Source organism: Bradyrhizobium sp. IC4059 (assembly GCF_020193615.1).
GTDB classification, from domain to species: domain Bacteria; phylum Pseudomonadota; class Alphaproteobacteria; order Rhizobiales; family Xanthobacteraceae; genus Bradyrhizobium; species Bradyrhizobium yuanmingense.
Map to the genome: position 1 here is coordinate 387,877 of NZ_JADYVH010000001.1, position 23,424 is coordinate 411,300.

Here is a 23,424-nt window from a genome sequence, read left to right on the forward strand (position 1 = left end):
AACCCGGCGCAATTTGGTTAAGCCTTGGCGCGAATACGGCAGGTTTGGGGTAACAATCGGTAAAAAAGCGTGAGTTGGCGCTGTTTGAGGCTGCAACTATGGTTTGCCGTGACTTGGGGATACGGAGATTCGGTAGCGTCGGCTCTGGCCGGCCAAGCAGGTCTCGTATAAGTCGCAGTGGGTCTTAGTGGGGCGGGTTCCTGATGAAATTTAGCCGGCAAACAACGCTTCGTGCGCAAGCCTCTGTGGCAGGCGTGGGCGTTCATTCCGGTCTTCCCGTCACTCTCACGCTTGGGCCTGCGTCTGTCGACGCGGGTTTTATTTTTGTCCGGACCGGACTTGAGGGAAGTGACCGCGAAGTTCAGGCCACCGCCGAGCAAGTGATTGCGACTGACTTTGCCACGGTCCTCGGCGACCGCAACGGTCCGCTGGTGTCCACTGCCGAGCATGTGCTTGCTGCACTGCGGGGAATGGGTGTCGACAACGCCACCATCGAGATCGACGGTCCCGAAGTCCCGATCATGGACGGCAGCGCCGCCGCCTTCATCGCGGCAATCGACCAGGCCGGCATCGTCACCCAGCCGGCGCAGCGCCGTTTCATCCAGGTTCTGAAGCCGATCTCGGTCAAGATCGGCGACTCCTTCGGCGAGGTCAGGCCCCACACCAACGGGTTCCGCGTCGAGGTCGAGATCGATTTCACCAATCCCGTCATCGGCCAGCAGGCTTACGCCTTCGACCTCAATCCGGAAGGTTTCCGCCGTGAAGTCGGCCGGGCCCGGACCTTCGGCCTGATGTGCGACGTCGCGCGGCTCTGGAGCGCCGGCTATGCCCTCGGCGCCTCCTTCGACAACACCGTCGTGTTCGACGACGAGCGGCTGCTCAACACCGAGGGCCTGCGCTACGCCGATGAATGCGCCCGTCACAAGGTGCTGGACGTGATCGGCGACCTTTCGCTGGCCGGCCTGCCGCTGCTTGGCGCCTACCGCTCGGTGCGTGGCGGTCATAAGCTCAACCACGCCGTCTTGACGGCGCTGCTCGCCGACCGGACCGCTTGGCGGGTGGTCGAGGGCGAGGCTGCCCGCCGCACCACGCGTGCCGTGGGCGAGGTCGGTCGTGGCATCGTCGGCGGCCGGGTCGCTGCGGCCTTCGGACCGGATGTGTCCTGACGCGGCCTGCCGCCTTCGGAACGTGGCTGGCGGCCCCCGGGAAACTCCTGGTAACCATGATCGGCTAGCATTGCGGCAGGTTCGCCTTAATCCGGGCGAAATGCCTCCCTATCCGGTTCGTTAACGATCGTTTTCGGATACATCGGCGTGGTCGCGTGGCAGGCACCACGGTTACATTTCGCGCCCATGAGGGGTTCGTGGGCTGGCGGACACCGCATCACAGGGCGTCAGGGCTTAAAACTCATGTCGGCACAGCGTATGACGCGCGGATTTTTCTCGGTCTCGTCGCGAGCCCGCGGGCTGATTCAGGCCGTCACCTTCATCGTTCTTGCGCTGCCGCTCGCCGGATGCGGCACGGGCGCGCTCTGGGACAAGTTCACCGCCAAGGATGACACCTTCGTCGAGGAGCCCGCCGACAAGATCTACAATGAGGGCCTGTACCTCATGAACGAGAAGAAGGACATGAAGGCGGCGAACAAGAAGTTCGAAGAGGTCGACCGCCAGCATCCTTATTCCGACTGGGCCCGCAAGTCGCTGCTGATGTCGGCCTATGCGTCCTATCAGGGCGGCGATTATGACGGTTGCATCGGTGCCGCCACCCGCTACGTCACGCTGCATCCCGGCAGCCCGGATGCGGCCTATGCGCAATACCTGATCGCCGCCTCCCATTACGACCAGATCCCGGACATCAGCCGCGACCAGACCCGCACCGAAAAGGCGATCGCTGCGCTGGAAGAGGTGGTGCGCAAATATCCGAACTCGGAATATGCGACCTCGGCCAAGGCCAAGATCGAGGGCGCGCGCGACCAGCTCGCCGGCAAGGAAATGAATGTCGGCCGCTACTACGCCCAGAAGCGCGACTACACGGCCGCCATCAATCGTTACAAGACCGTCGTGACCCAGTACCAGACCACTCGCCATGTCGAGGAGGCGCTGTTCCGGCTCACCGAGGCCTATATGGCGATCGGCATCGTTGGCGAAGCGCAGACCGCGGCGGCGGTGCTTGGGCACAATTTTCCTGACAGCCGCTGGTACAAGGACGCCTATAATCTTGTAAAATCCGGCGGTCTCGAGCCGAGCGAGAATCAGGGGTCCTGGATCAGCCGGACCTTCAAGAAGATGGGTCTCGGCTAGGAAATTTGGTTCCATGCTGGCGCGTCTGTCGATCCGTGACATCGTCCTGATCGAACGGCTCGATATCGAATTCGCCTCCGGCCTCGCGGTTTTGACCGGCGAGACCGGTGCGGGCAAATCCATCCTGCTCGATGCCTTTGCGCTGGCGCTCGGCGGCCGCGGCGACGCCGGCCTCGTGCGTCACGGCGCGGAGCAGGGGCAGGTCACGGCCGTGTTCGATGTCCCGAAGAATCACCCTGCGACGAAGATACTGGCCGAGAATGGCCTCGACGACACCGGCGAGATGATTCTCCGGCGCGTGCAGCTCGCCGACGGGCGCACCCGCGCCTTCATCAACGACCAATCGATCAGCGTGCAGACGCTGAAGGCGGTCGGCACCGCCCTGGTCGAGATCCACGGCCAGCACGACGAGCGCGCGCTGGTCGATGCCGCCACCCACCGCCGCCTGCTCGACGCTTTTGCCGGCCTGGAGAAGGACGTCGCGGCCGTCGAAGCGCTCTGGGATGCGCGCCGCACCGCCAACACCGCGCTTGAGGAGCATCGCGCCGCCATGGAGCGCGCGGCGCGCGAGGCCGATTATCTGCGTCACGCCTCCGACGAGCTGAAGCAGCTCGCGCCCAAAGATGGCGAGGAAACCGCACTGGCCTCCCGCCGCACCACCATGATGCAGGGCGAGAAGATCGCCTCCGACCTGCGCGAGGCGCAGGAGGCGGTCGGCGGCAATCATTCGCCGGTTGCCGCGCTCTCGGCGGCGGTGCGCCGGCTGGAGCGCCGCGGCGTCAACTCGCCGGCGCTGGTCGAGCCCGCGGTAAAGGCAATCGACGCGGCGATCAACGCGCTGGAGGAGGCCGATCAGCATCTCCAGGCGGCGCTGGCCGCAACTGATTTCGATCCGGCCGAGCTCGAGCGCATCGAGGAACGGCTTTTTGCTTTGCGTGCGGCGTCTCGCAAATATTCGACCCCGGTTGACGGCCTCGCCGCGCTGGCCGCCAAATACGCCGCCGACGTCGTCCTGATCGATGCCGGCGCCTCGCGCTTGAAGAAGCTGGAGCAGGCCGCGATCGAGGCGGACAGCCGCTATGCGGCGGCCGCCAAGAAGCTGTCGCTGGCGCGGCAGAAGTCGGCCGAGAAGCTCAACAAGGCGGTCAATGCCGAGCTTGCCCCGCTCAAGCTCGAACGCGCGAGGTTCATGACCCAGGTCGAGACCGACGAGGCTGCGCCCGGGCCGCAAGGTTTCGATCGCGTCGAGTTCTGGGTGCAGACCAATCCGGGCACCAGACCGGGGCCCTTGATGAAGGTCGCCTCCGGCGGCGAGCTGTCGCGCTTCCTGCTCGCGCTCAAGGTCGTCCTGTCCGACCGCGGCTCGGCGCCGACGCTCGTCTTCGACGAGATCGACACCGGCGTCGGCGGTGCGGTTGCGGACGCCATCGGCGGGCGCCTGGCGCGGCTGGCCGGCAAGGTCCAGGTCATGGCTGTGACCCACGCCCCGCAGGTCGCCGCCCGCGCCGACCAGCACCTGCTCATCTCCAAGGACGCCCTCGACAAGGGCAAGCGCGTCGCCACCCGCGTCAATGCGCTCGCCGCCGACCACCGCCGCGAGGAGATCGCCCGCATGCTCGCCGGCGCCGAGATCACGGCCGAGGCGAGGGCTGCGGCGGAACGGCTGCTCAAGGCGGCGACGGCTTAGGCTTGTGTCCCGGACGCGCGTAGCGCGAGCCGGGACCCAGAATGCCTGCCGCGACATGGGCCCCGGCTCTGCAGCGCACCGCTGAAGGAGCGCTGCGCTGCGCCCGGGGCACGAGATTTCCACAAGCCTTTACCCTCCCGCCCGCTCCGTCGTATCCAAGCGCCATGGCCAGAGCAGCAAAATCCAAAGCAACACCGCTACGCGACGTCGCCGAACTCACCAAGGCGCAGGCCAAGGTCGAGCATAAGCGGCTCGCCCTCGAGATCGAGGGGCACAACGATCGCTACTATCAGGAGGACGCGCCCACCGTCACCGACGCCGAATACGACGCGCTGCGCCAGCGCCTCAACGCGATCGAGGCGCGTTTTCCCGAGTTCGTCACCGCGGACTCGCCCTCGCAGAAGGTCGGCGCCGCGCCGTCAGGGCGCTTCAAGAAAGTCCCGCATGCCGTGCCCATGCTGTCGCTCGACAACGCCTTTGCGGAGGAGGACGTGCGCGACTTCGTCGGCCGCATCGTGCGCTTCCTGAAGCTCGATGACGACAAGATCGACTTCTCCGCCGAGCCGAAGATCGACGGCCTTTCGATGTCGCTGCGCTACGAGGGTGGCGAGCTCGTCACCGCCGCGACGCGCGGCGACGGTGCGGTTGGCGAGGACGTCACCGCCAACATCCGTACGCTCGAAGACGTGCCGCAGAAGCTAAAGGGCCGCAACATCCCCGACATCTGCGAGGTGCGCGGCGAAGTTTACATGACCAAGAAGGCGTTCCTGGCGCTCAACGAACGGCAGAAGGCGGCAGGCGATACCATCTTCGCCAATCCGCGCAATTCGGCCGCCGGCTCGCTCCGCCAGAAGGACCCGACCATCACCGCCTCCCGTCCCCTCGGCTTCTTCGCCTATGCCTGGGGGCAGATGAGCGCGATGCCGGAAGACACGCAGAGCGGCATGATCGGCTGGTTCGAGCGCTGTGGCTTCAAGACCAATCCGCTCACCAAGCTCTGTCACTCGGTCGAGGAACTGCTCGCCTTTCATCATGCGATCGAGGAGCAGCGCGCGCGGCTCGACTACGACATCGACGGCGTCGTCTACAAGATCGACCGCATCGACTGGCAGGAGCGGCTCGGCTTCGTGTCGCGCACGCCGCGCTGGGGCATCGCGCACAAATTCCCGGCCGAGCGCGCCATGACGGTGCTGCGCGACATCGAGATCCAGGTCGGCCGCACCGGCTCGTTCACGCCGGTCGGCAAGCTCGAGCCGGTGGGCGTCGGAGGCGTCATCGTGCAGAACGTCACGCTGCACAACGAGGACTACATCAAGGGCATCGGCAACAAGGGCGAGGTGCTGCGCGAGGGGCGCGAGATCAGGATCGGTGACACCGTGGTGATTCAGCGCGCCGGCGACGTCATCCCGCAGGTGGTCGACGTCGTCCTCGACAAGCGGCCGAAGACCGCCAGGGAATTCCACTTCCCGAAGAAGTGCCCGTGTCCGCTGCACACCGACGTCGTGCGCGAGGAGACGGCGACGGGCGAGGAGGGCTCGCGCGCCCGCTGCACTGGCGAGTTCGCATGTCCCTATCAGAAGATCGAGCATCTGAAGCTGTTCGTGTCGCGGCGGGCCTTCGACATCGACGGCCTCGGCGAGAAGCAGCTCCAGTACTTCTTCGACGAGGGCTGGGTGAAGGAGCCCGCCGACATCTTCACGCTGGAGAAGCGCAACGCGAAACTCAAGCTCGAGGAGATCGAAGGCTACGGCGCGACCTCCGTGCGCAACCTGTTCGGCGCCATCGAGAGCCGGCGCAGAATCGCGCTGGAGCGCTTCATCTTCGCGCTCGGCATGCGCCATGTCGGCGAGACCACGGCGCTGGCGCTGGCGCGCGGCTACGGCTCGTGGGACGCCTTCCATGATGCCTGCCTCAAGGTTGCCAAGGGCGACGAGGAGGCGATCGCGGACATGGACGCGCTCGACCAGATCGGCGACACCGTGATCAGGAGCATCGCCGATTATTTCGGCGAGAGTCACAATCGCGGCATTGTCGAACGCCTGACCAAGGAGGTCGAGATCGTCGACGCCGAGAAGCCGAAGAGCAATTCGGCCGTCGCCGGCAAGACCGTGGTGTTCACGGGCTCGCTGGAGAAGATGACACGGGATGAAGCCAAGGCGACGGCCGAGCGGCTCGGGGCCAAGGTGTCGGGCTCGGTTTCGAAAAAGACCGATCTCGTCGTCGCGGGCCCCGGCGCCGGCTCGAAGCTCGCGGACGCCAACAAGCACGGCGTCAAGGTGCTGACCGAAGACGAGTGGTTGAAGCTGATCGCCGAGTGAGGGGCGCGTTGGCCCCTCGCAACCGTCGTCATCGCACAGGCGCTCCCCCAACAGCTTCCCGTGATGGTACGCGGGGGCGCAAGAGTTCCTTCACCATTCGCGTTGACCCGATGTTTACCGCTTCACGTGAGGCCGCATTTGCCAATGCGCGACGTCGCCCCGTGAAAACACCTGCATTCGCTTGAGTGTGCCGCCTGCGCAACGCCGATTAACGCCCCGGCAACCTAAATTAGATACTCACAATAAAGATCGAATTGCACGGATGTACTGAGTTCGATCGAACCAGCGTAAGCGTAGCGTGAGCGTATCGATGTCTGTGTTGCGTAACCATCCGAAGGGCGCGCGGTTCGCGTCCTTCGGCATCGGTCTCTGCATCTTCGCATTGATGCCGAGAGAGACCGGCTATCAGGACATTGCCTCGTTGCTGGCGCGCCAACCCGGCGTCGCCGAGCGGTGGCAGAAGCAGGTGTTCTCCGCTGCGTCCTCGATCCAGCTTGCCACCTACAGTTTTTCCCGCCCCATCGGCACCTCGGTTCCGCAGAGTGCGATGGTTCGGCTCGCGAGCCTCGACGGCGGCGACGTCACCGGCGCAATCCGCCGCAATCCGGCGCTTCAGGCACCGCCGCGCTACCACGCATCCGACTTTCCCAAGGTCGATCGCGCCCTGAAGGGCGATCGCCTCGCAATCGTCGCGCCGACGCAGTCGCCTGAGACGGCCGCGCCGGCTGCAGCACCAGCCAAGGAAGATCCCGCTACCTCGAACAGCTCGGTGTTCGGCGCCAAGACCGCCGCATGGCCGCCGGCGATGTCGCCGGAATCCGCGGCCCCGCTCGATCCCGAGCTGCAGGAGGCGATGCGCGCGCCGCCGCTGCCGCAATATTCCAATCCGCCGCAGGCGAGCGAGGCTGCGCGCGCGTTCGCGGTGCAGCCGCTGGAAGCGCTGAAGCACGCCACGGCGCCGGCTGCTCCCGCGCGCGATCCTTTCAGCGTCAAGACATCGAGCCTTTTCTTCGGCAGCTCCTCGCTGGGCGGCCAGATCGAGACCATCGAGAGCTGGCAGCCCGGCGCCGAGCCGCTGATCGTGGTGCCCGACCCCGACATGAAGGTGACGGCCTCGCTGACCCCGCCGACGGCGGAGATCGCCAAGGACATCGAGAGCGGCGAGAGCGTCGCGCCGAAGGGCGAGGTCAACGCCGACAACCAGCGCGGCAAGTCGCCGGCGGAGCGGCTCGCGCTCGACGACAAGTCGCGCGCCAAGTCCGAGAAGTGTCTTGCCGAAGCCGTCTATTTCGAGGCCCGCGGCGAAGCCGTGCGCGGCCAGATTGCGGTGGCGCAAGTGGTGATGAACCGCGTCTTCTCCGGCAAATATCCTGACACCGTATGCGGCGCGGTCTATCAGAACAAGCACCGTCACCTGGCCTGTCAGTTCACCTTCGCCTGCGACAACAATGCCGACGTGATCCGCGAACCCGAAATGTGGGAGCGCGCCAAGAAGATCTCCAAGGCGATGCTCGACGGGCAGATCTGGCTGCCCGAGGTCGGCAAGTCCACGCATTACCATGCCTATTGGGTCCGCCCGTCCTGGGTCGCCGAGATGAAGAAGCTGTACAAGACCGGCGTGCACACCTTCTATCGGCCGCGCAATTGGGGCGACGGCAGCGAGTTGCCGAGCTGGGGCACGCCGGCGCAAACCGCCGCGCTCTCCGCCGCGCTCGCGCAGGAAGCCAAGAGCTCCGCGGAGTTGGGCGAGCGGCGGTAGCGCCTACAAGTGATCGTCATGCCCGGGCTTGTCCCGGGCATCCACGTTCTTGGTAACGCATGACGTTGATGGCCGGGACAAGCCCGGCCATGACGCGAGAGGTGCCATCACGCCTCGATGTCCAGCGCACAATCGAAGTTCGGCGCAGAATGCGTCAGGGCGCCGGCCGACGCATAGTCGACGCCGGTGGCCGCGATGGCGGCGATCGTGTCCAGCGTGACGCCGCCGGACGCCTCCAGCGCGACGCGGCCCGCGTTGAGCCTCACCGCCTCGCGCAGCGTCGCAAGGTCCATATTATCGAGCAGCACCGCATCGGCCATCCCGCTCTCGAGCACCTCGCGCAGCTGCGCCAGCGTGTCGACCTCGATCTCGATCTTGACGAGATGGCCGGCATGGGCGCGGGCGCGCTCCAGCACCGGGCGGATGCCGCCGGCCACCGCAATGTGGTTGTCCTTGATCAGGATCGCATCGTCGAGCCCGAAGCGGTGGTTGAAGCCGCCGCCGCAGCGCACCGCGTATTTCTCCAGCGCCCGCAATCCCGGCGTGGTCTTGCGCGTGCAGCAGATGCGCATCCTGGTGCCTTCGGTGCGGGCGACATAGTCCGCGGTGAGCGTGGCGATGCCCGACAGCCGGCCGACGAAGTTCAGCGCGGTGCGCTCCGCCGTGAGAATGGCGCGCGCCGGGCCCGAGATCGTCAGCACGTGCTGGCCGCGCGCAACCCCCGTGGCATCGCGGACATGTGCGCGCACCTCGATCTCGGGCGAAAGCTTCTGCAAGGTCGCGAGCGCCAGCGGCAATCCGGCGATCACGCCGGACTGGCGCGCGACCAGGATGGCTTGCGCGCGCGTCGCCTCCGGGATCGTCGCCAGCGAGGTGATGTCGCCGGCGCGGCCGAGATCCTCGTCGAGCGCGCGCTCAACGGCCGCCTCGATCGCGAGCGGCGAGAGGAAGGCATCGGGATAGAGCAGTGAGGTCGGGGTGATCATGGGGCCTCCTTCAGGCGATCATGGATTGCACAAGGCGTGGCCGCGGGCGCTCGTCGAGGCTCTCCGCGACCTCGCGCGCCGCGGCGAGCGTGGTCATCGTTCTCTGCGCCAGCGCTGGGTTCTCGGCCGGGTGATCGGAACGGTAATGCGCACCGCGGCTTTCGCGCCGCGTCCAGGCCGCAGCGGCGACGAGCAGGGCCGAAATCGCCATGTTGCCGAGGACGCTGCGTCCGGCCTCGCGCTCGAGCCTGACGAAATGGCGCACGGCTTGCGCAAGCCCATCACCGTCGCGGATCACGCCGACATGCGCGCTCATCATTGCGCGCAGCCGCTTCACCTCCGCAGCATCCGGCGTGCCGGCGCGTGGTGTCACCAAAGACTCGGGAAGGCGTGCCGGCGGGGGCACAGTGCGGCCGGCGATGTCGTCGGCAATGCGGGCGGCATAGACGACGGCTTCGAGCAGGGAATTCGAGGCAAGCCGGTTGGCGCCATGCGCGCCCGTGGAGGAGACTTCTCCGGCGGCCCAGAGACCGTCGATCGAGCTGCGACCGCGCGCGTCCACCGCGATGCCGCCCATGTGGTAATGCGCGGCCGTCGCGATCGGAATCGGCTGCGCCGCGGGATCGATGCCGGCAGCGATGCAGCTCGCATGCACGGTCGGAAAACTCGTCGCGAAACGCGCGCCCAGCGCCCGTCGCGCATCGAGGAAGGCGCCGCGCCCGGCCGCGATCTCGGCGAACACGCCGCGGGCCACGATATCGCGCGGCGCGAGCTCCGCGAGCGGGTGGCGGGCGCTCATGAAGCGCTCGCCGTTGCCATTGATCAGCGTTGCACCTTCGCCGCGCAGGGCTTCGGTGGCGAGCGGTGCCGGGTCGCGGCCGACCATGATGGCGGTCGGGTGGAACTGCACGAATTCAGGATCGGCAATCACGGCGCCGGCGCGGGCGGCGATCGCAAGGCCCGAGCCGCTCGCTTCCGACGGGTTGGTGGTGACGGCGTAGAGATGGCCGAGCCCACCGGTCGCAAGCACGACCGCGCGCGAGGCGAGCACGAGCGGCCGTGCCGCGGCATTGCCGGCCTCGCGCAATTGAAGCCCGGTGACCGCGCCGTCCTCGGTCAGCAGTGCTTCGGCGACGAAGCCTTCCATCAGGCGGATCGAGGGGGTGCGACGCACCGCCTCGCTCAAGGCCGCGATGATCGCGGCGCCGGCGCCGTCGCCGCGCACATGCACGATGCGACGCGCGGAATGCGCAGCCTCGCGACCGACCGCAAGCCTGCCGTCGAGATCGCGATCGAACGGAACGCCATAGGCGAGAAGATCGTGGATGCGCGGCGCCGCTTCGCGCGCGATCCCGAGCGCGACGGCTGCATCGACGAGGCCGCCGCCGACCGCGACGGTATCGGCAGCGTGTGCCTCCGGCGTATCGCCTTCGGCCATTGCTGCGGCGATGCCGCCTTGCGCCCACGCCGAGGACGCGCCGCGCCCGAGCGGTGCCGCCGAGATCAAGGCCACCGGCCGCGGCGCGAGCTTCAGCGCGCAGAACAGTCCGGCAAGGCCGCCGCCGACGATGACGACGTTGTCGGTGCTGGCGAGGTCGTGGATGTCGTGTTGCATGTTACTCGCCCTCAATTTCTCAGATTGATCATGCGCTCGACCGAGCGCCGCGCGCGTTCCGCAAGCGCGGGGTCGATCGTCACCTCCTCGCGAAGCGTCAGCAGGCTTTCCAGGATGTTGGCGAGCGTGATGCGCTTCATGTGCGGGCAGAGATTGCAGGGGCGAAGCATCTCCACGTCGGGCAGCTCGGCCCGGACATTGTCGGCCATCGAGCATTCCGTGATCATGACGAGCCGCCGCGGCCGCTTCGCGCGTACCCAGTTGATCATGTGCGCGGTCGAACCGGTGAAGTCGGCTTCCGCCAGCACGTCCGGCGGGCATTCCGGATGCGCGATGATCTGCACGGACGGATCGGCCTCGCGAAAGCTCCGCAGCTCTTCGCCGGTGAAGCGCTCATGCACCTCGCAGGCGCCTTTCCAGGCGATGATCTTCACGTCGGTCTTCGACGCCACGTAAGTGGCGAGGTATCGGTCGGGCAGGAAGATCACGGTCGGGGCGTTCAGGCTCTCGACCACCTGCACCGCGTTCGAGGACGTGCAGCAGATGTCGACCTCGGCCTTCACCTCCGCCGAGGTGTTGACATAGGCGACAACAGGCACGCCGGGGAATTTCTCCCTCAGCAGCCGCACGTCCGCACCGGTGATGCTGGCCGCGAGCGAGCAGCCCGCGCGCGAATCCGGGATCAAGACGGTCTTGTCCGGATTGAGCAGCTTCGAGGTCTCCGCCATGAAGTGCACGCCGCATTGGACGATGATGTCGGCCTTCACCTTGGTGGCTTCGACCGCGAGCTGGAGCGAGTCGCCGCCGATATCGGCGACGCAGTGGAAGATCTCCGGGGTCTGGTAGTTGTGGGCGAGGATGACCGCGCCCCGCGCGCGCTTGAGCTCTTTGATCGCGAGAATCGTCGGCGCCATCAGCGGCCATTCGATCGACGGGATCACGTGCTTGACGCGGTCATAGAGCGGCGCGGTGGCGCGTTCGACCGCCGGCGACCATTCCAGGAACGGCATCGGCCATGTCGGTCCCGGGGCGACCGGCGCGGCGCGCGGGGAGGCGGTGGATTGGCCTTGCGGCCGCTTGGCAAAGTCGTCGGGACCGTAAATTGCAGTGATCGGCATCGAAGCCTCCGAAGTGGCGTGGCATTTATGCTCATTCTGAGAATATGTGGGGCCCGAGAAATCCGGCCTAGGGGGCCGGACGAACGTCGTTGTAGTCAGCATATGCTCAATCTGAGTAGATCAAACGTAACACGCATCGCTGCTTGCCGCTAGGGCCTCCCCGCACACATTCCCGTCACTGCGCCCCTGCCAGGCGAGGCCAGATCGAAACGCAATGCTCCCGCGTCAGCTCTTCGTGGAATGCAATCGTTTTTGCCTTGGGATTTTCATGCATATGCATTAAACGGGCTGTCCCGCGGCTGCTGATTTGCGGCTCCGCCAAGGACAGACGAGGAGAACCATGTCGACACAGATCGGCGAGCTCGCTCCGGCCTCGCGTTCCTCCAACTGGCGTACCCCGGCCGTCATCATCCTCTGCGGTTGTGCCATCGGCATGCTCGGTTTCGGTCCGCGCTCGGCGCTCGGCTTCTTCGTGCAGCCGATGAGCAGCGAATTCAGCTGGGGCCGTGACGTGTTCGGCCTCGCCATCGCCGTGCAGAATCTGTTGTGGGGACTGGGCCAGCCGTTCGCCGGTGCGGTCGCGGATCGCTTCGGCCTGTTCCGGGTGATGTGCGTCGGCGCGCTGCTCTATGCTGGCGGCCTGCTCTTGATGCGCTATTCCTCGACGCCGCTGTCGCTCAACATCGGCGCCGGGGTGATGATCGGCTTTGGTCTGGCTGGCTGCTCGTTCAACCTGGTGCTGTCGGCCTTCACCAAGCTCTTGCCCGCGGAGAAGCGCGGCATCGCGCTCGGCGCCGGCACGGCCGCGGGTTCGTTCGGACAGTTCCTGTTCGCACCGATCGGCGTCGCCTTGATCGACAATTTCGGCTGGCAGCAGGCGCTCTCCGTGTTCGGTTTCCTGATGCTGCTGATCATCCCGCTCTCGCTGGCGCTCTCGACGCCGGCGGTGACAACCGTGAACAGCGCAACGCCCGCGGATGACCAGACCATCACCAAGGCGCTTGCCGAAGCTTTCGGTCATCGCTCCTACGTGCTCCTGGTGCTCGGCTTCTTCACCTGCGGCTTCCAGCTCGCTTTCATCACCGTGCATCTGCCGGCGTTCCTGGTCGATCGCGGCATCACCGCACAAACCGGCGGCTGGGTGATCGCGGCGATCGGCCTGTTCAACATCATCGGATCGCTGAGCGTGGGGTATCTCCAGAACTACCTTCCTAAGCGCTACATCCTCTCGGCCATCTACTTCACGCGCGCGCTGGCGATCTTCGCTTTCATCTCGTTCCCGATCACGCCGTTCTCGGCGATCGCGTTCGGTGCAATCTCCGGCCTGACCTGGCTGTCGACGGTGCCGCCGACCTCGGCGCTGGTGGCGCTTATGTTCGGAACGCGCTGGCTTGCGACGCTCTACGGCTTTGCCTTCGTCAGCCATCAGGTAGGTGGCTTCCTCGGCGTGTGGCTCGGGGGCATCGTGTTCGAAAAGTTCGGGTCCTACACGCCGATCTGGTGGCTCTCGATCCTGTTCGGCGTGCTCTCGGCGCTGATCAATCTTCCAATCGTCGAGAAACCGGTCCAGCGGGTGGTTGCGCAGCCGGCCTGATCAGCTAAACATCCCCGACAAACAAAGTCAGGGAGTTCAGTCGTGGCCACATTCAAGGCTGTCAGGATCGACAAGGCGGACAAGGGCACCACCGCGCAGCTCGCGCAGTTCGACGAAACCGAGCTGATGGAGGGCGACGTCACCGTCCGCGTCGAATGGTCGACGCTGAACTACAAGGACGGCCTTGCGCTCACCGGCAAGGCGCCGGTGGTGCGCCGCTTCCCCATGATCGCCGGTATCGATTTCGCCGGCACGGTTGAAGCCTCCTCGCATCCGCAGTGGAAGGCGGGCGACAAGGTCGTCTGCACCGGCTGGGGCATGGGCGAGACCCATCTCGGCGCCTATGCCGAGAAGGCGCGGGTGAAGGGCGACTGGCTGGTCGCTCTTCCGCAAGGGCTATCGGCGCGCGACGCCATGGCGATCGGCACCGCCGGCTTCACCGCGATGCTCTCGGTGCTGGCGCTGGAGAAGCACGGCATCTCGCCGAAGAGCGGCCCGGTCGTGGTGACGGGCGCTGCCGGCGGCGTCGGCTCGGTCGCGATCGCCGTGCTCTCGAAGCTCGGCTACCACGTCATCGCTTCGACCGGCCGGGCCTCCGAGGCCGACTACCTGAAGCAGCTGGGGGCTGCCGAGATCATCGATCGCAATGAATTGTCGGCCCCGGCAAAACCCCTCGCCAAGGAGCGCTGGGCCGGCGGCGTCGACAGCGTCGGCTCGACCACCCTCGCCAACCTGCTCTCGATGACGAAATATGGCGGCGCGATCGCGGCCTGCGGCCTGGCCGCCGGCATGGACCTGCCGTCCTCGGTGGCGCCGTTTATTTTGCGCGGAGTGTGCCTTCTCGGCATCGATTCGGTGATGTGCCCGATCGAGCCCAGGAAGGCCGCCTGGCAGCGCTTGGCCTCCGACCTGGACCGAACAAAACTCTCTGAAATTACTGAGGAAATTTCGCTCGACGAGGTTCAGGGCTGGGGCGCGAAAATCCTCGCCGGCCAGGTTCGCGGCCGCGTCGTGGTAAAAATTGTCTGACGGCGTTCAGACTTTACCAACCAAGCTGCTTCAATCTCGCCATGGTTCGTATGGTAAGCAGCGGGTAAAGAGATAAAGGCATCGCCCGCTGCGGGGGTTGGTTCGGAGTTGAGCATGCTTGCGCGTATTGTGTTGGGGGCTGTCACGGCGGCAGCGACGTTTGCGCCGGCCATCGCTGGAAGCATGAACGCCGACGAGGCGCGCCGCTTCGTGGCCGGCAAGGTGTTCGCCTTCACCTGTTTCGACGGCACCCGCGGGGCAGGCCGCATCCTCGACGATCTCGGTGCCGCCGGTGCGGTGCAATTCTCGGGCGCAGGCCCGGTCAAGCACCTCCGACTTCCCGGCAATACGCTCCAGATCCGCGGCCAGAACGTCTGCGCCTCGATCAAGGGCATTCCGTTCGAGCCCTGTTTCAACCTCGAAAAGACCGACGATCGCAGCTTCCGCGGCTCGGTGTCGGGCATGGGCTTCGCCTATTGCGACTTCCGTCACCAGGGCGGCAACCAAATGCTGATGGCGCGCGCTGCGGCGCGGCCGCGCTCGCTGCACAAGCCGGAGCACACCGGCACGGTTGCCGCCTCGACCACCGAGGTAGCCGCGCGCGTCGAGACGCCGCGTGTCGAGGGCAGCCGGCTCGAGCCGGTGAAGTCCGAGCCGGCGAAGAACGAGGGACCGCTGGAGCTGCGCCGCTCCACGCAGTGAGCTCGCCTGCGCGAGACAACCCGCGCCATTGATCGTCGAAGGCATCATCGAACATCAAGCCGCCTGCGCCGTAGTCATACGGACGGCGGCTTTCATGCCTTGGTAGCTGTTCGGGCCGCAGTTTGCGCGCGCCGGGGGGCGGTCCCACGCAAGGGTTCAACCATGTCGCTCTATTTCTTCCGCATCAGCACCGGCCGTTATTCCGGCGCCGCCGACCTGCCGTACGAGTTCGAGGATCGCGCAGCCGCCTGGACCGAGATGACCGAGGTGTGCGCCAATCTGCTCAGCGGCATCGCGCGCGGCCTGAAGCCGAACGCCGAGTGGTGCATGGAGCTGCTCGATGAGGACAAGCAGCCGGTCTTTCGAATCAGCCTCGTCGGCGAGGCCATCGGATGTAAAGCGTCCTAGCTCCGACTTGAAGCTGCAATTTACAACTATGACGGGATCGTTTCCTTTCGCGCTCAATCATTTAGCGTGCAAAGTCAGTATTTCTGCGAGGGATTTCGTTAACCAAATCGGAATGTGAGAAGCTCATTTTTTGGGCAATGGCGCAGTCAGGGGAAGCCGACAATGACTCGGCTGCGCGTTCCTTCGGGGGAAGCATGCCCATGTTGAGCCTAGTTCAGAATCTGAGGATCGGGACCAAGCTGGCGATTGCGTCGGCGCTCGGTGTGCTCCTGGTTGGGGCCATGATTGCAAGCCAGATGCTCGGCAATGCGGGCATTCGCGAGAGCAGCCAGAGCGCGCTTGCGCAGCAGCAGATCGCGCGCGACGCAGTCAAGGCCGAGGCTGCGGTTCGCGGCATGCAGCTCGCGGTACGAGACCTTCGTCTTGCCAATAGCCCGGCTGACATTCAGAAGGCCGTCCAGAACCTGGGCGACCGGCAAAAATCGACGAATGCGCTGGTCGATGAAATGCTGAAGCTTTCTCACGAGGCGGAGAACCGCGCTCGGATGGAGAAACTGAGATCGCTGGCTGCGAATTACGAAAAGGCCGCGCAGCAGATCGCCGGCGTGCGCGGCGAAGCCCTGGCCGCCAGCGGTGCAGACGGAGCGGCCCGCGCTGCGAAGCTCAATGAAGACGTCGTTCGCATCGCACGCGAGGTGACCCTGCCGATTGCCGGCGAGCTCGACGTGCTGATCGGCCAGATCGCCGACTACGCAAGGCACAAATCCGAGGAGAAGAATTCCGCGGCCGCGGCCCAAATGAGATCGAGCGAGCAGCTTGCGATCCTGGTCGGCGCACTCGCCATGCTCGTCCTCGTCGGCTCCTGGCTGATGTCGTTCCTGACCATCGCGCGGCCGATCCGTGCGCTCACGGTCGCCATGGACAAGCTCGCCGGCGGCGATTTCTCCGTGGTTCTGCCCGGTCTCGGCCGCAAGGACGAGGTCGGCGGCGTCGCGGCGGCCGTTGAAAAGTTCAAGGTCGTGTCGGAGCAGAAGGCGCGCGAGGACGCCGAAGCCAAGATCAGGCAGGACCAGATTGCGGCCGCGCAGCGCAAGGCCGAGATGCACAAGCTGGCTGACAGCTTCGAAGCCGCGATCGGTGAGATCGTCGATACCGTGTCCTCGGCCGCGACCGAGCTGGAAGCTTCCGCCTCGACGCTGACCGCGACCGCGGCGCGCGGCCAGGAGCTCACGACCATGGTTGCTGCCGCTTCCGAGGAAGCGTCCACCAACGTGCAGTCGGTCGCGTCGGCGACCGAAGAGCTGTCGTCGTCGATCACCGAGATCAGCCGGCAGGTGCAGGAATCCGCCCGCGTCGCCGGCGATGCGGTGAACCAGGCTCGCACCACGACCGATCGCGTCGGGGAGCTCTCCGCTGCTGCGGCGCGGATCGGCGACGTGGTCGAGCTGATCAACACCATCGCCGGCCAGACCAACCTCCTGGCGCTCAATGCAACCATCGAGGCCGCGCGCGCCGGCGAGGCAGGCCGCGGCTTTGCCGTCGTCGCTTCGGAGGTCAAGGCGCTTGCCGAGCAGACGGCGAAGGCGACCGGCGAGATCGGCCAGCAGATCGCCAGCATCCAGACCGCCACCGAGCATTCGGTCGGCGCGATCAAGGACATCAGCCACACCATCGAGAAGCTGTCGGAGATCTCCTCGACCATCGCAGCCGCGGTGGAAGAGCAGGGGGCCGCAACGCAGGAGATCTCCCGCAACGTGCAGCAGGCGGCGACGGGCACCCATCAGGTGTCGTCCAACATCACCGACGTGCAGCGCGGCGCGAGTGAGACCGGTTCGGCATCCTCGCAGGTGTTGGGCGCCGCGCAATCGCTGTCCGGCGACAGCAACCGGCTGAAGCTCGAAGTCGGAAAGTTCCTCGATACCGTCCGCGCGGCCTGACACGTGCCTTTGCGTCCGCATCGTAACGGGAGATGCCGGTGCGGCTGCAACAGAGAGTTGCAGCGAACCACGATCGCTGCGCACGAGCCGTATTTTTACGTAGCCTCCTGTTAACGCCTGTTTGCGATTATGCGCGCAATCCTTCGGGAAAAGAACCAGCCAGCATTGTTGAACTGACCTTCGCCCGGGTCGTCCGTCGTGACGTCTGCGGCGCAGATGATGTGCGCGTTGCCGGGTAATCATCGGGATTGTCGTGATGTCGAAATTGTCGATCGTCTTCAAGCTGCTGACCGTGCTGTCGGTCCTCGTGCTCTCGCTCGCCGGCGTCGGCGTGATGGCGATCGGCACGATGCAGAACATCAATGCCCATACGGTCGAGATCGCGCAGGGCTGGTTGCCGAGCGTGCGTGCGCTCGGCTCGATGCGTGCTGACATCAACGAGCTCCGCGTCGCGCTGCGTCTGCACCTGATGCAGGATACTGCCGAAGGCAAGGAGGCTGCCGAGAAGCGCCTGGCAGGTTTGCGCGAACGGATCGAGAAGACCCGCAAGATCTACGAGCCGCTGATCACGCGCGCAGAGGAGCGCTCGCTCTACGAGCAATGGACCAAGGCCTGGGCCGAGTACCTGAACGGCGTGCAGGATGTAATGGCGCTGTCGCGCAAGAGTGTCGGCCGGTTCCCGACCGATGCCAACGAGATGTTGCAGACCAAGGTCGCGAAGATGGCTCAGGCCGCCGATCCGCTGCTCCAGAAGGGCATCGAAATGAACAATCAGGGCGCCGAGCTGGAGACGAAGCAGGCCGCCGACAGCTACGCTACGATCTTCCGTGTGCTGGTCGGGATCATCGTGGCCTCCGTCGTGATCGCGATCGGCGCCGCCTACTATCTCGTGCGCGACGTCTCGCGTGGCATCGCTTCGATCATCCGCCCGATGCAGTCGCTCGGCGAGGGCGACCTTGCGGTGGAGGTGCCGCATCGCGGCGAGAAGACCGAGATCGGCTCGATGGCGGATGCGCTCCAGATCTTCAAGGAGGCGCTGATCGCCAAGAAGGCGGCCGACGCTGCGGCGGCGCGCGACGCCGAGGCCAAGATCGAACGCGGCCGACGTGTCGATGCCATCACCCGCAATTTCGAGGTCATGATTGGGGAGGTCGTCGAGACCGTGTCGTCGGCCTCGACCGAGCTCGAGGCCTCCGCGGCGACGCTGAGCGGCACCGCGCAGCGCGGCCAGGAGCTCGCAACCGTCGTTGCGGCGGCGTCGGAAGAAGCTTCCACCAACGTCCAGGCGGTGGCCTCGGCCTCCGAGGAGCTGTCGTCCTCTATCACCGAGATCAGCCGCCGCGTGCAGGATTCGGCGCGGATGGCATCGGAAGCGGTCGAGCAGGCGGCGCGGACCAACGAGCGCGTCAACGCGCTGTCGCAGGCGGCCGCCCGCATCGGCGACGTCGTCGAGCTCATCAACACCATCGCGGGCCAGACCAATCTGCTCGCGCTGAACGCGACCATCGAGGCGGCGCGCGCGGGCGAAGCCGGCCGCGGCTTTGCCGTCGTCGCCTCCGAGGTCAAGGCACTGGCCGAGCAGACCGCGAAAGCGACCGGCGAAATCGGGGCGCAGGTCTCGGGCATCCAGGCGGCGACGCAAGAATCCGTCAACGCCATCCAGGAGATCGGCGGCACCATCGAGCGGCTGTCGGAGGTGTCCGCGGCGATCGCCGCTGCCGTCGAGGAGCAGGGCGCGGCCACGCAGGAGATCTCGCGCAACGTTCAGCAGGCCTCGCTCGGCACGCAGGAAGTGTCGTCCAACATCACCAACGTGCAGCGCGGTGCGATCGAGACCGGCTCGGCCTCGAGTGAAGTGCTGTCGGCGGCGAAGTCGCTGGCGACCGACAGCACCCGCCTGAAGGTCGAGGTCGCGCAGTTCCTGGAATCGGTCCGCGCGGCGTAGAGGCACCCGCTCGATCGTTGTTACCTCTCCCCGCTGGGGAGAGGTGGAGTGCCCGCCCGACGATCCAGTCTAGCTGCCCGTCTGCGGCGCGGCCGGCGGCGGTGCGATCTGCCGCCGGAACAGGATGCGCTGGTAGAGCCAGCCGATCGCGACCAGCACGACGCCAAGGCACATGAACGAGAGCGCCCGATAGACGCCGGTCAGCGTCCACACGTCGACGGCAAAGGCCTTGAAGATCGTCAGCGCGATGACGGCGGCGGACGCCAGCCGCGCACGCTCCGAATTGACCAGGATGCCGACGCCGAGCAGCGCCACGCCAAAAGCGAGCCAGCCGATCGAATAGGTATATTGCTCGGCGCTCGTGGTGCCACCGTAGAGCAGGACCGGGCCGTGATAGAAGCGGCGGATCTCCAGCGTCACATAGGTGAGCGCGAACACCAGGGCGCCACCCGCAATCGTGTTTGCATATGCGACACTGCGGTGTCCCGCCACTGCGTAGGAGAGCAGCAGCATCAGCACGGCCGGCAACGCATAGCCGAGCAGCAGCAGATTGAACACGAGGCTGCCGACATTGACGCTGGAGAGCAGCATCGGGTTCTCCAGGATCAGGAGGCCAAACACGCTGATGAGGCCGGCGATCGCCGTCAGCACGACCGCGCCGACATTGTGCACGATGCTGTGGCTGCGCAGCCGCAGGCGCTCCAGGCCGATTGCCATGGCTAGCATGACACAGACTTGCAGCGCGAACTCGAGCAGCGAGGGCGGCGAGGTCATGCGGCCGCCGGTCGCAAAGTGCCGGATCTCCATGAAGGCGAGCAGCGCGGTGAACAGGATCGCCGCCGTCTCGACCACGCGCAGCGGCGGATCGTCGGCGCGGCGGCGCAGGAAGATGCTCGCGCCCCAGAACGAGGCGGCCGGCAGGCCATAGCCCCACAACAGCCAGTTGAAGATCGGCATGGTCCCGACGGCATCGCCGACGATGCTCGGATCATAGACGATGCGCGCGGTGACGATCGCAGCGAAGACCGCAGCCAGCCGGCGCAGCACCGGAATCGGCCGCTGCAACGAGATCCAGGCGGTGCCGAGTGACATCAGCGCGAGCGCAATGGTGAGCCAGCCCTTCTCCAGGGCGAAGGTCAGCGCCAGCGCCAGCGCGCCGAGCGTACCGGTCGCGAACAGCGCGACCGAGGTTGCAACGCCGGGCCGTTCTTCGCGGCGCATCAGCGCTTCGGTCGCAGCGCCAAAGGCCGCAGCGAGCAGCACGGCGAGGATCGCAAACGGGATCGAGCGGTCGAGATGGGCAATGCGCGCATAGAGCGCAACCAGGATGGCGATCGGCGTCGCGACGCCCGCCGCCGACCACACCACGGGAATGATCACCGAGTTCGAGCGGCCTTGCGCGAAAAAGCCCGTGACGCCGAAACCGGCGGCGAAGATCGCGGCCGTCACCAGATGCAGCGTCACCGCGCTATCAATCGCGACCGGGCCGACGCCGGGCATCGGGCCGCCCGGCAGCACCAGCATATCAGGGTTGGCGCGCACCGCCCATTCGGCGAACACGATGAACACGGCCGCCGCGGCCGCGCCCAGCGCGCCGGTCGCCGCCGGTGCGCGCCAGGCGACGAACAGCGTGCCGCCGACGAGGAGCGTGAAGGCGATCAGCGCGAGATCCGCATGCGCGCTCGACAGCACGACCAGCATCGCGCCGAACAAATAGGCGCCGAGCGCGCCCGATGAGACCGGCTCGATCTCGCCGTTCTCCATGCTGGGTCCGAACATGAAGCCGCAGACGACGAGCAGTGCGGCGAGCACGAAGCCGGCGATGGCATGGAAGGCGTGCGGCGCGACCTGCACCTGTTCGGTATCGAGACCCGGGAAGATCCAGAGCACCGCGAAGGCAATGGTCGTGACCGCAAGCCAACGCCATAGCCTGATGCGGGCGAGCCCGAAACTCGCGGCCGTCACGACCGCAAGATAGATGTAGAGCGCCCAATAATCCGGCTTGCCGGAGGAGACGAGGATCGGCGTCACGAAGGCGCCGACGACGCCGAGCCCGGCGAGCGCGGGGCCGTGCAGGAGCGCTGCGGCCAGCGTGGCCATCGCAACGATGCCGAGCAGCACGAAGGCTGTCGCAGGCACGAGGAAGTCGTAGAGCGCGTACGCCGCGTAGATGGTCGCGAACGCCACCGCCGTGCCGGCCGCGGTGAGGATCGCGGGAATGTTGGCGATCGGCAGCGCCGCGATGCTCGAGATGCTCTCCTTGCGCCGCGTCCATTCGCCGGCGCCAAGCAGCGCAGCGGCGAACAGGCCGCCGAGGAACACGCGCACGCCGGGGCCGAGCAGACCGGCCTCGATCGAATAGCGCACCATGAAGAAGCCGCCGAGCGCGAGCGCAAGCCCGCCGATCCACACCACCCAGCGGGTGCCGAGCCGCTCCTCGAAGCCGGGTGCTGCCTCCGGCACCGGAGGGGGCGCAGCGGCGCCCGTGCTCGGCTCGAGCGGGGGCGGCGAAATCTCTTCGGTGACGAGCGGAGGCGGCGTCGTTTCGGCTTCCGGGGCCAGCGGCGGCGGCTCTGCGGCTGCAGTCGTCGCGGGGGCTTCGGCCTGCGCCGGCATCAGCGGGGGCGGCTGCACCGTCCGCTGCGCGTAAAGCATATCTTCGAGCGAACTGATCCGGCGGCGCAACTCGGTCGCCTGGCTGGACGCCTTGATCGCGATCAGGAAGGCAATGATCGCAATGATCAGCGCAAAGACGTCAAACGGGCCGTCGAACATGAAGCCTCCAGGCAATCGGCGGGCAGGGGCCGATACCACTGATATCAGGATCTTAATTTCTTGAGCATGATCTTACCGGAAAACCGCAACGCACTTTTCCGGATCATGCTCTAGCGCCGGGAGCGAACGCGCAAGCCCGGCGCGGGCCGCTCCTGGAGCACCTCGCGGCGGAAGCGGTAGAGCGCTGCCGGCCGTCCGCCCGTCTGTGTCGACATCACCCCGGTCGGTTCGACCAGGGCTTCCATCTCGACCAGGCGGCGGAAATTCTGCTTGTGCAGGTGCCGGCCGGAGATCGCTTCCACCGTGTGCTGCAGTTCAGTGAGTGTGAATTCGGTCGGCAAAAGTTCAAAGACTACAGGACGATACTTCAGCTTTGCGCGCAGCCGCGCGATTGCCGTGGCGAGAATCCGGCGGTGGTCGAACCGCATCGAGGTCCCGAGCGGGGGAAGCGTCTTGCGCGCCAATGCCGCAGGACGGCCATCGCGGCGGGCCTCCTCGATCAGCCCGGCCTCGTAGAGCAGCTCGTAGCGGTCGAGCACGCGCTCCTCGTCCCAGGGTGCGCCGTCGAGACCGAAATAGAACCGCACGCGATCCTTCCGCGGCAGTGCGCGAATCGTCTCCGCCGTCTCCTCCTCGGCCCATTCGGTCAGTGCAGGGATGATGTCGCGGGCGATGATCGCCGGCGGCTGGTCGCGCCAGTCTTCCCAGGGGAAGAAGCGATACCAGGGCGCGAAGCTCGCCGCGTTTGTCGCGAGCTCGCCGCCCGCCGGGCGCGTCAGCGCGAGATAGCCGATCGAAACGATGTGGGCGCCGGTGTCGCCGGCCTCGGCATGACGGCCACGGTCGCCGAACGTGTAAAGCTGCTCGACGTAGCCGAGCCGCAGCCCCGCCTGTTGCTCGACCCAAGCGCGCAGGCCGATCTCGAACGTGCGATGGCTCACCGCGTCGAACGGGCCGAACGGCAGGCCGGCAAGCCCGTCGCTGCTATGCGCAGTGAGGATCAACGGCTCGTGGTTCTCGATCGCGACGATAGCGGCGGTGAGGCCGATTTCGATTGGCGTCAGCAGCGTCTCGCTCATGCGGCTGCCGTGTCGTTGAATTGAACAGAATGCCGCTTGGTTAAGACGGCCCATCCGCGGACTCGGTGCACCTCTCCCGCTTGCGGGAGAGGTCGCGTCGCATCGACAGATGCGAGGCGGGAGAGGGCTCTATCCTCTGGGGGAGTCTTCGTCGCCGAGATACCCTCTCCCC

16 protein-coding genes are annotated in these 23,424 nt (G+C 66.2%); 11 read left to right on the plus strand and 5 right to left on the minus strand.

Annotated elements, in window-relative coordinates; translation table 11 throughout:
• The first annotated feature begins 203 nt into the window (after positions 1-203).
• The 5 genes from lpxC to I6F12_RS01835 all read left to right on the plus strand — a co-directional run bounded on the left by lpxC (position 204) and on the right by I6F12_RS01835 (position 8,064).
• Complete coding sequence (gene lpxC, locus I6F12_RS01815; RefSeq protein ID WP_225155375.1) at positions 204-1,166, plus strand: UDP-3-O-acyl-N-acetylglucosamine deacetylase; 963 nt, start codon at positions 204-206, stop codon at positions 1,164-1,166.
• A gap of 243 nt (positions 1,167-1,409) precedes the next feature.
• On the plus strand, positions 1,410-2,300 hold the full coding sequence (locus tag I6F12_RS01820; RefSeq protein ID WP_036003576.1) for an outer membrane protein assembly factor BamD: 891 nt from the start codon (positions 1,410-1,412) through the stop codon (positions 2,298-2,300).
• Positions 2,301-2,313: 13 nt separating this feature from the next.
• On the plus strand, positions 2,314-3,987 hold the full coding sequence (gene recN, locus I6F12_RS01825) for a DNA repair protein RecN (RefSeq protein WP_036003579.1): 1,674 nt from the start codon (positions 2,314-2,316) through the stop codon (positions 3,985-3,987).
• Positions 3,988-4,151: 164 nt separating this feature from the next.
• Complete coding sequence (ligA, locus tag I6F12_RS01830) at positions 4,152-6,305, plus strand: NAD-dependent DNA ligase LigA (protein ID WP_225155376.1); 2,154 nt, start codon at positions 4,152-4,154, stop codon at positions 6,303-6,305.
• A gap of 310 nt (positions 6,306-6,615) precedes the next feature.
• Entirely contained in the window at positions 6,616-8,064 is a 1,449-nt protein-coding gene (locus tag I6F12_RS01835; RefSeq protein ID WP_225155377.1) for a cell wall hydrolase, read from the plus strand.
• A gap of 107 nt (positions 8,065-8,171) precedes the next feature.
• Here the strand turns inward: I6F12_RS01835 and nadC are convergent, their stop codons facing one another.
• The 3 genes from nadC to nadA are packed head-to-tail and all read right to left on the minus strand — an operon-like array spanning position 8,172 to position 11,783.
• A complete protein-coding gene (gene nadC, locus I6F12_RS01840; RefSeq protein WP_109144665.1) occupies positions 8,172-9,050 on the minus strand; it encodes a carboxylating nicotinate-nucleotide diphosphorylase in 879 nt (292 codons plus the stop codon).
• A 10-nt stretch (positions 9,051-9,060) separates the two neighbouring features.
• Positions 9,061-10,665 (minus strand): L-aspartate oxidase, encoded by a 1,605-nt coding sequence (locus tag I6F12_RS01845; RefSeq protein WP_225155378.1) that lies wholly within the window; start codon positions 10,663-10,665, stop codon positions 9,061-9,063.
• 11 nt (positions 10,666-10,676) lie between these two features.
• Entirely contained in the window at positions 10,677-11,783 is a 1,107-nt protein-coding gene (gene nadA / locus I6F12_RS01850) for a quinolinate synthase NadA (protein WP_225155379.1), read from the minus strand.
• A gap of 340 nt (positions 11,784-12,123) precedes the next feature.
• Between nadA and I6F12_RS01855 the strand changes: the two genes are divergently transcribed.
• The 6 genes from I6F12_RS01855 (at position 12,124) to I6F12_RS01880 (ending at position 19,398) form a co-directional block, all read left to right on the plus strand.
• A complete protein-coding gene (locus tag I6F12_RS01855; RefSeq protein ID WP_225155380.1) occupies positions 12,124-13,377 on the plus strand; it encodes an MFS transporter in 1,254 nt (417 codons plus the stop codon).
• A gap of 42 nt (positions 13,378-13,419) precedes the next feature.
• Positions 13,420-14,406: an MDR family oxidoreductase gene (locus I6F12_RS01860; protein WP_128263697.1), complete on the plus strand. Its 987-nt coding sequence runs from the start codon at positions 13,420-13,422 to the stop codon at positions 14,404-14,406.
• Between the two features lie 114 nt (positions 14,407-14,520).
• Positions 14,521-15,108: a hypothetical protein gene (locus tag I6F12_RS01865; protein WP_225136883.1), complete on the plus strand. Its 588-nt coding sequence runs from the start codon at positions 14,521-14,523 to the stop codon at positions 15,106-15,108.
• A 162-nt stretch (positions 15,109-15,270) separates the two neighbouring features.
• Positions 15,271-15,516, plus strand: coding sequence for a hypothetical protein (locus I6F12_RS01870; RefSeq protein WP_036003604.1), 246 nt, complete (start codon positions 15,271-15,273; stop codon positions 15,514-15,516).
• Positions 15,517-15,716: 200 nt separating this feature from the next.
• Entirely contained in the window at positions 15,717-17,453 is a 1,737-nt protein-coding gene (locus tag I6F12_RS01875; protein ID WP_050996044.1) for a methyl-accepting chemotaxis protein, read from the plus strand.
• 256 nt (positions 17,454-17,709) lie between these two features.
• Complete coding sequence (locus I6F12_RS01880; RefSeq protein ID WP_225155381.1) at positions 17,710-19,398, plus strand: methyl-accepting chemotaxis protein; 1,689 nt, start codon at positions 17,710-17,712, stop codon at positions 19,396-19,398.
• A 69-nt stretch (positions 19,399-19,467) separates the two neighbouring features.
• Here the strand turns inward: I6F12_RS01880 and I6F12_RS01885 are convergent, their stop codons facing one another.
• Both I6F12_RS01885 and I6F12_RS01890 read right to left on the minus strand, forming a co-directional pair.
• Positions 19,468-22,173, minus strand: coding sequence for a DUF2339 domain-containing protein (locus I6F12_RS01885; protein WP_225155382.1), 2,706 nt, complete (start codon positions 22,171-22,173; stop codon positions 19,468-19,470).
• Between the two features lie 110 nt (positions 22,174-22,283).
• On the minus strand, positions 22,284-23,252 hold the full coding sequence (locus I6F12_RS01890) for an NAD regulator (RefSeq protein WP_036028309.1): 969 nt from the start codon (positions 23,250-23,252) through the stop codon (positions 22,284-22,286).
• Positions 23,253-23,424: the final 172 nt, after the last annotated feature.

Excerpts from the sequence above, each read along its gene's own strand:
- lpxC (WP_225155375.1), top strand. The coding sequence starts at position 204 with ATGAAATTTAGCCGGCAAACAACGCTTCGTGCGCAAGCCTCTGTGGCA.
- I6F12_RS01820 (WP_036003576.1), top strand. The coding sequence starts at position 1,410 with ATGTCGGCACAGCGTATGACGCGCGGATTTTTCTCGGTCTCGTCGCGA.
- recN (WP_036003579.1), top strand. The coding sequence starts at position 2,314 with ATGCTGGCGCGTCTGTCGATCCGTGACATCGTCCTGATCGAACGGCTC.
- ligA (WP_225155376.1), top strand. The coding sequence starts at position 4,152 with ATGGCCAGAGCAGCAAAATCCAAAGCAACACCGCTACGCGACGTCGCC.
- I6F12_RS01835 (WP_225155377.1), top strand. The coding sequence starts at position 6,616 with ATGTCTGTGTTGCGTAACCATCCGAAGGGCGCGCGGTTCGCGTCCTTC.
- nadC (WP_109144665.1), bottom strand. The coding sequence starts at position 9,050 with ATGATCACCCCGACCTCACTGCTCTATCCCGATGCCTTCCTCTCGCCG.
- I6F12_RS01845 (WP_225155378.1), bottom strand. The coding sequence starts at position 10,665 with ATGCAACACGACATCCACGACCTCGCCAGCACCGACAACGTCGTCATC.
- nadA (WP_225155379.1), bottom strand. The coding sequence starts at position 11,783 with ATGCCGATCACTGCAATTTACGGTCCCGACGACTTTGCCAAGCGGCCG.
- I6F12_RS01855 (WP_225155380.1), top strand. The coding sequence starts at position 12,124 with ATGTCGACACAGATCGGCGAGCTCGCTCCGGCCTCGCGTTCCTCCAAC.
- I6F12_RS01865 (WP_225136883.1), top strand. The coding sequence starts at position 14,521 with ATGCTTGCGCGTATTGTGTTGGGGGCTGTCACGGCGGCAGCGACGTTT.
- I6F12_RS01870 (WP_036003604.1), top strand. The coding sequence starts at position 15,271 with ATGTCGCTCTATTTCTTCCGCATCAGCACCGGCCGTTATTCCGGCGCC.
- I6F12_RS01875 (WP_050996044.1), top strand. The coding sequence starts at position 15,717 with ATGTTGAGCCTAGTTCAGAATCTGAGGATCGGGACCAAGCTGGCGATT.
- I6F12_RS01880 (WP_225155381.1), top strand. The coding sequence starts at position 17,710 with ATGTCGAAATTGTCGATCGTCTTCAAGCTGCTGACCGTGCTGTCGGTC.
- I6F12_RS01885 (WP_225155382.1), bottom strand. The coding sequence starts at position 22,173 with ATGTTCGACGGCCCGTTTGACGTCTTTGCGCTGATCATTGCGATCATT.
- I6F12_RS01890 (WP_036028309.1), bottom strand. The coding sequence starts at position 23,252 with ATGAGCGAGACGCTGCTGACGCCAATCGAAATCGGCCTCACCGCCGCT.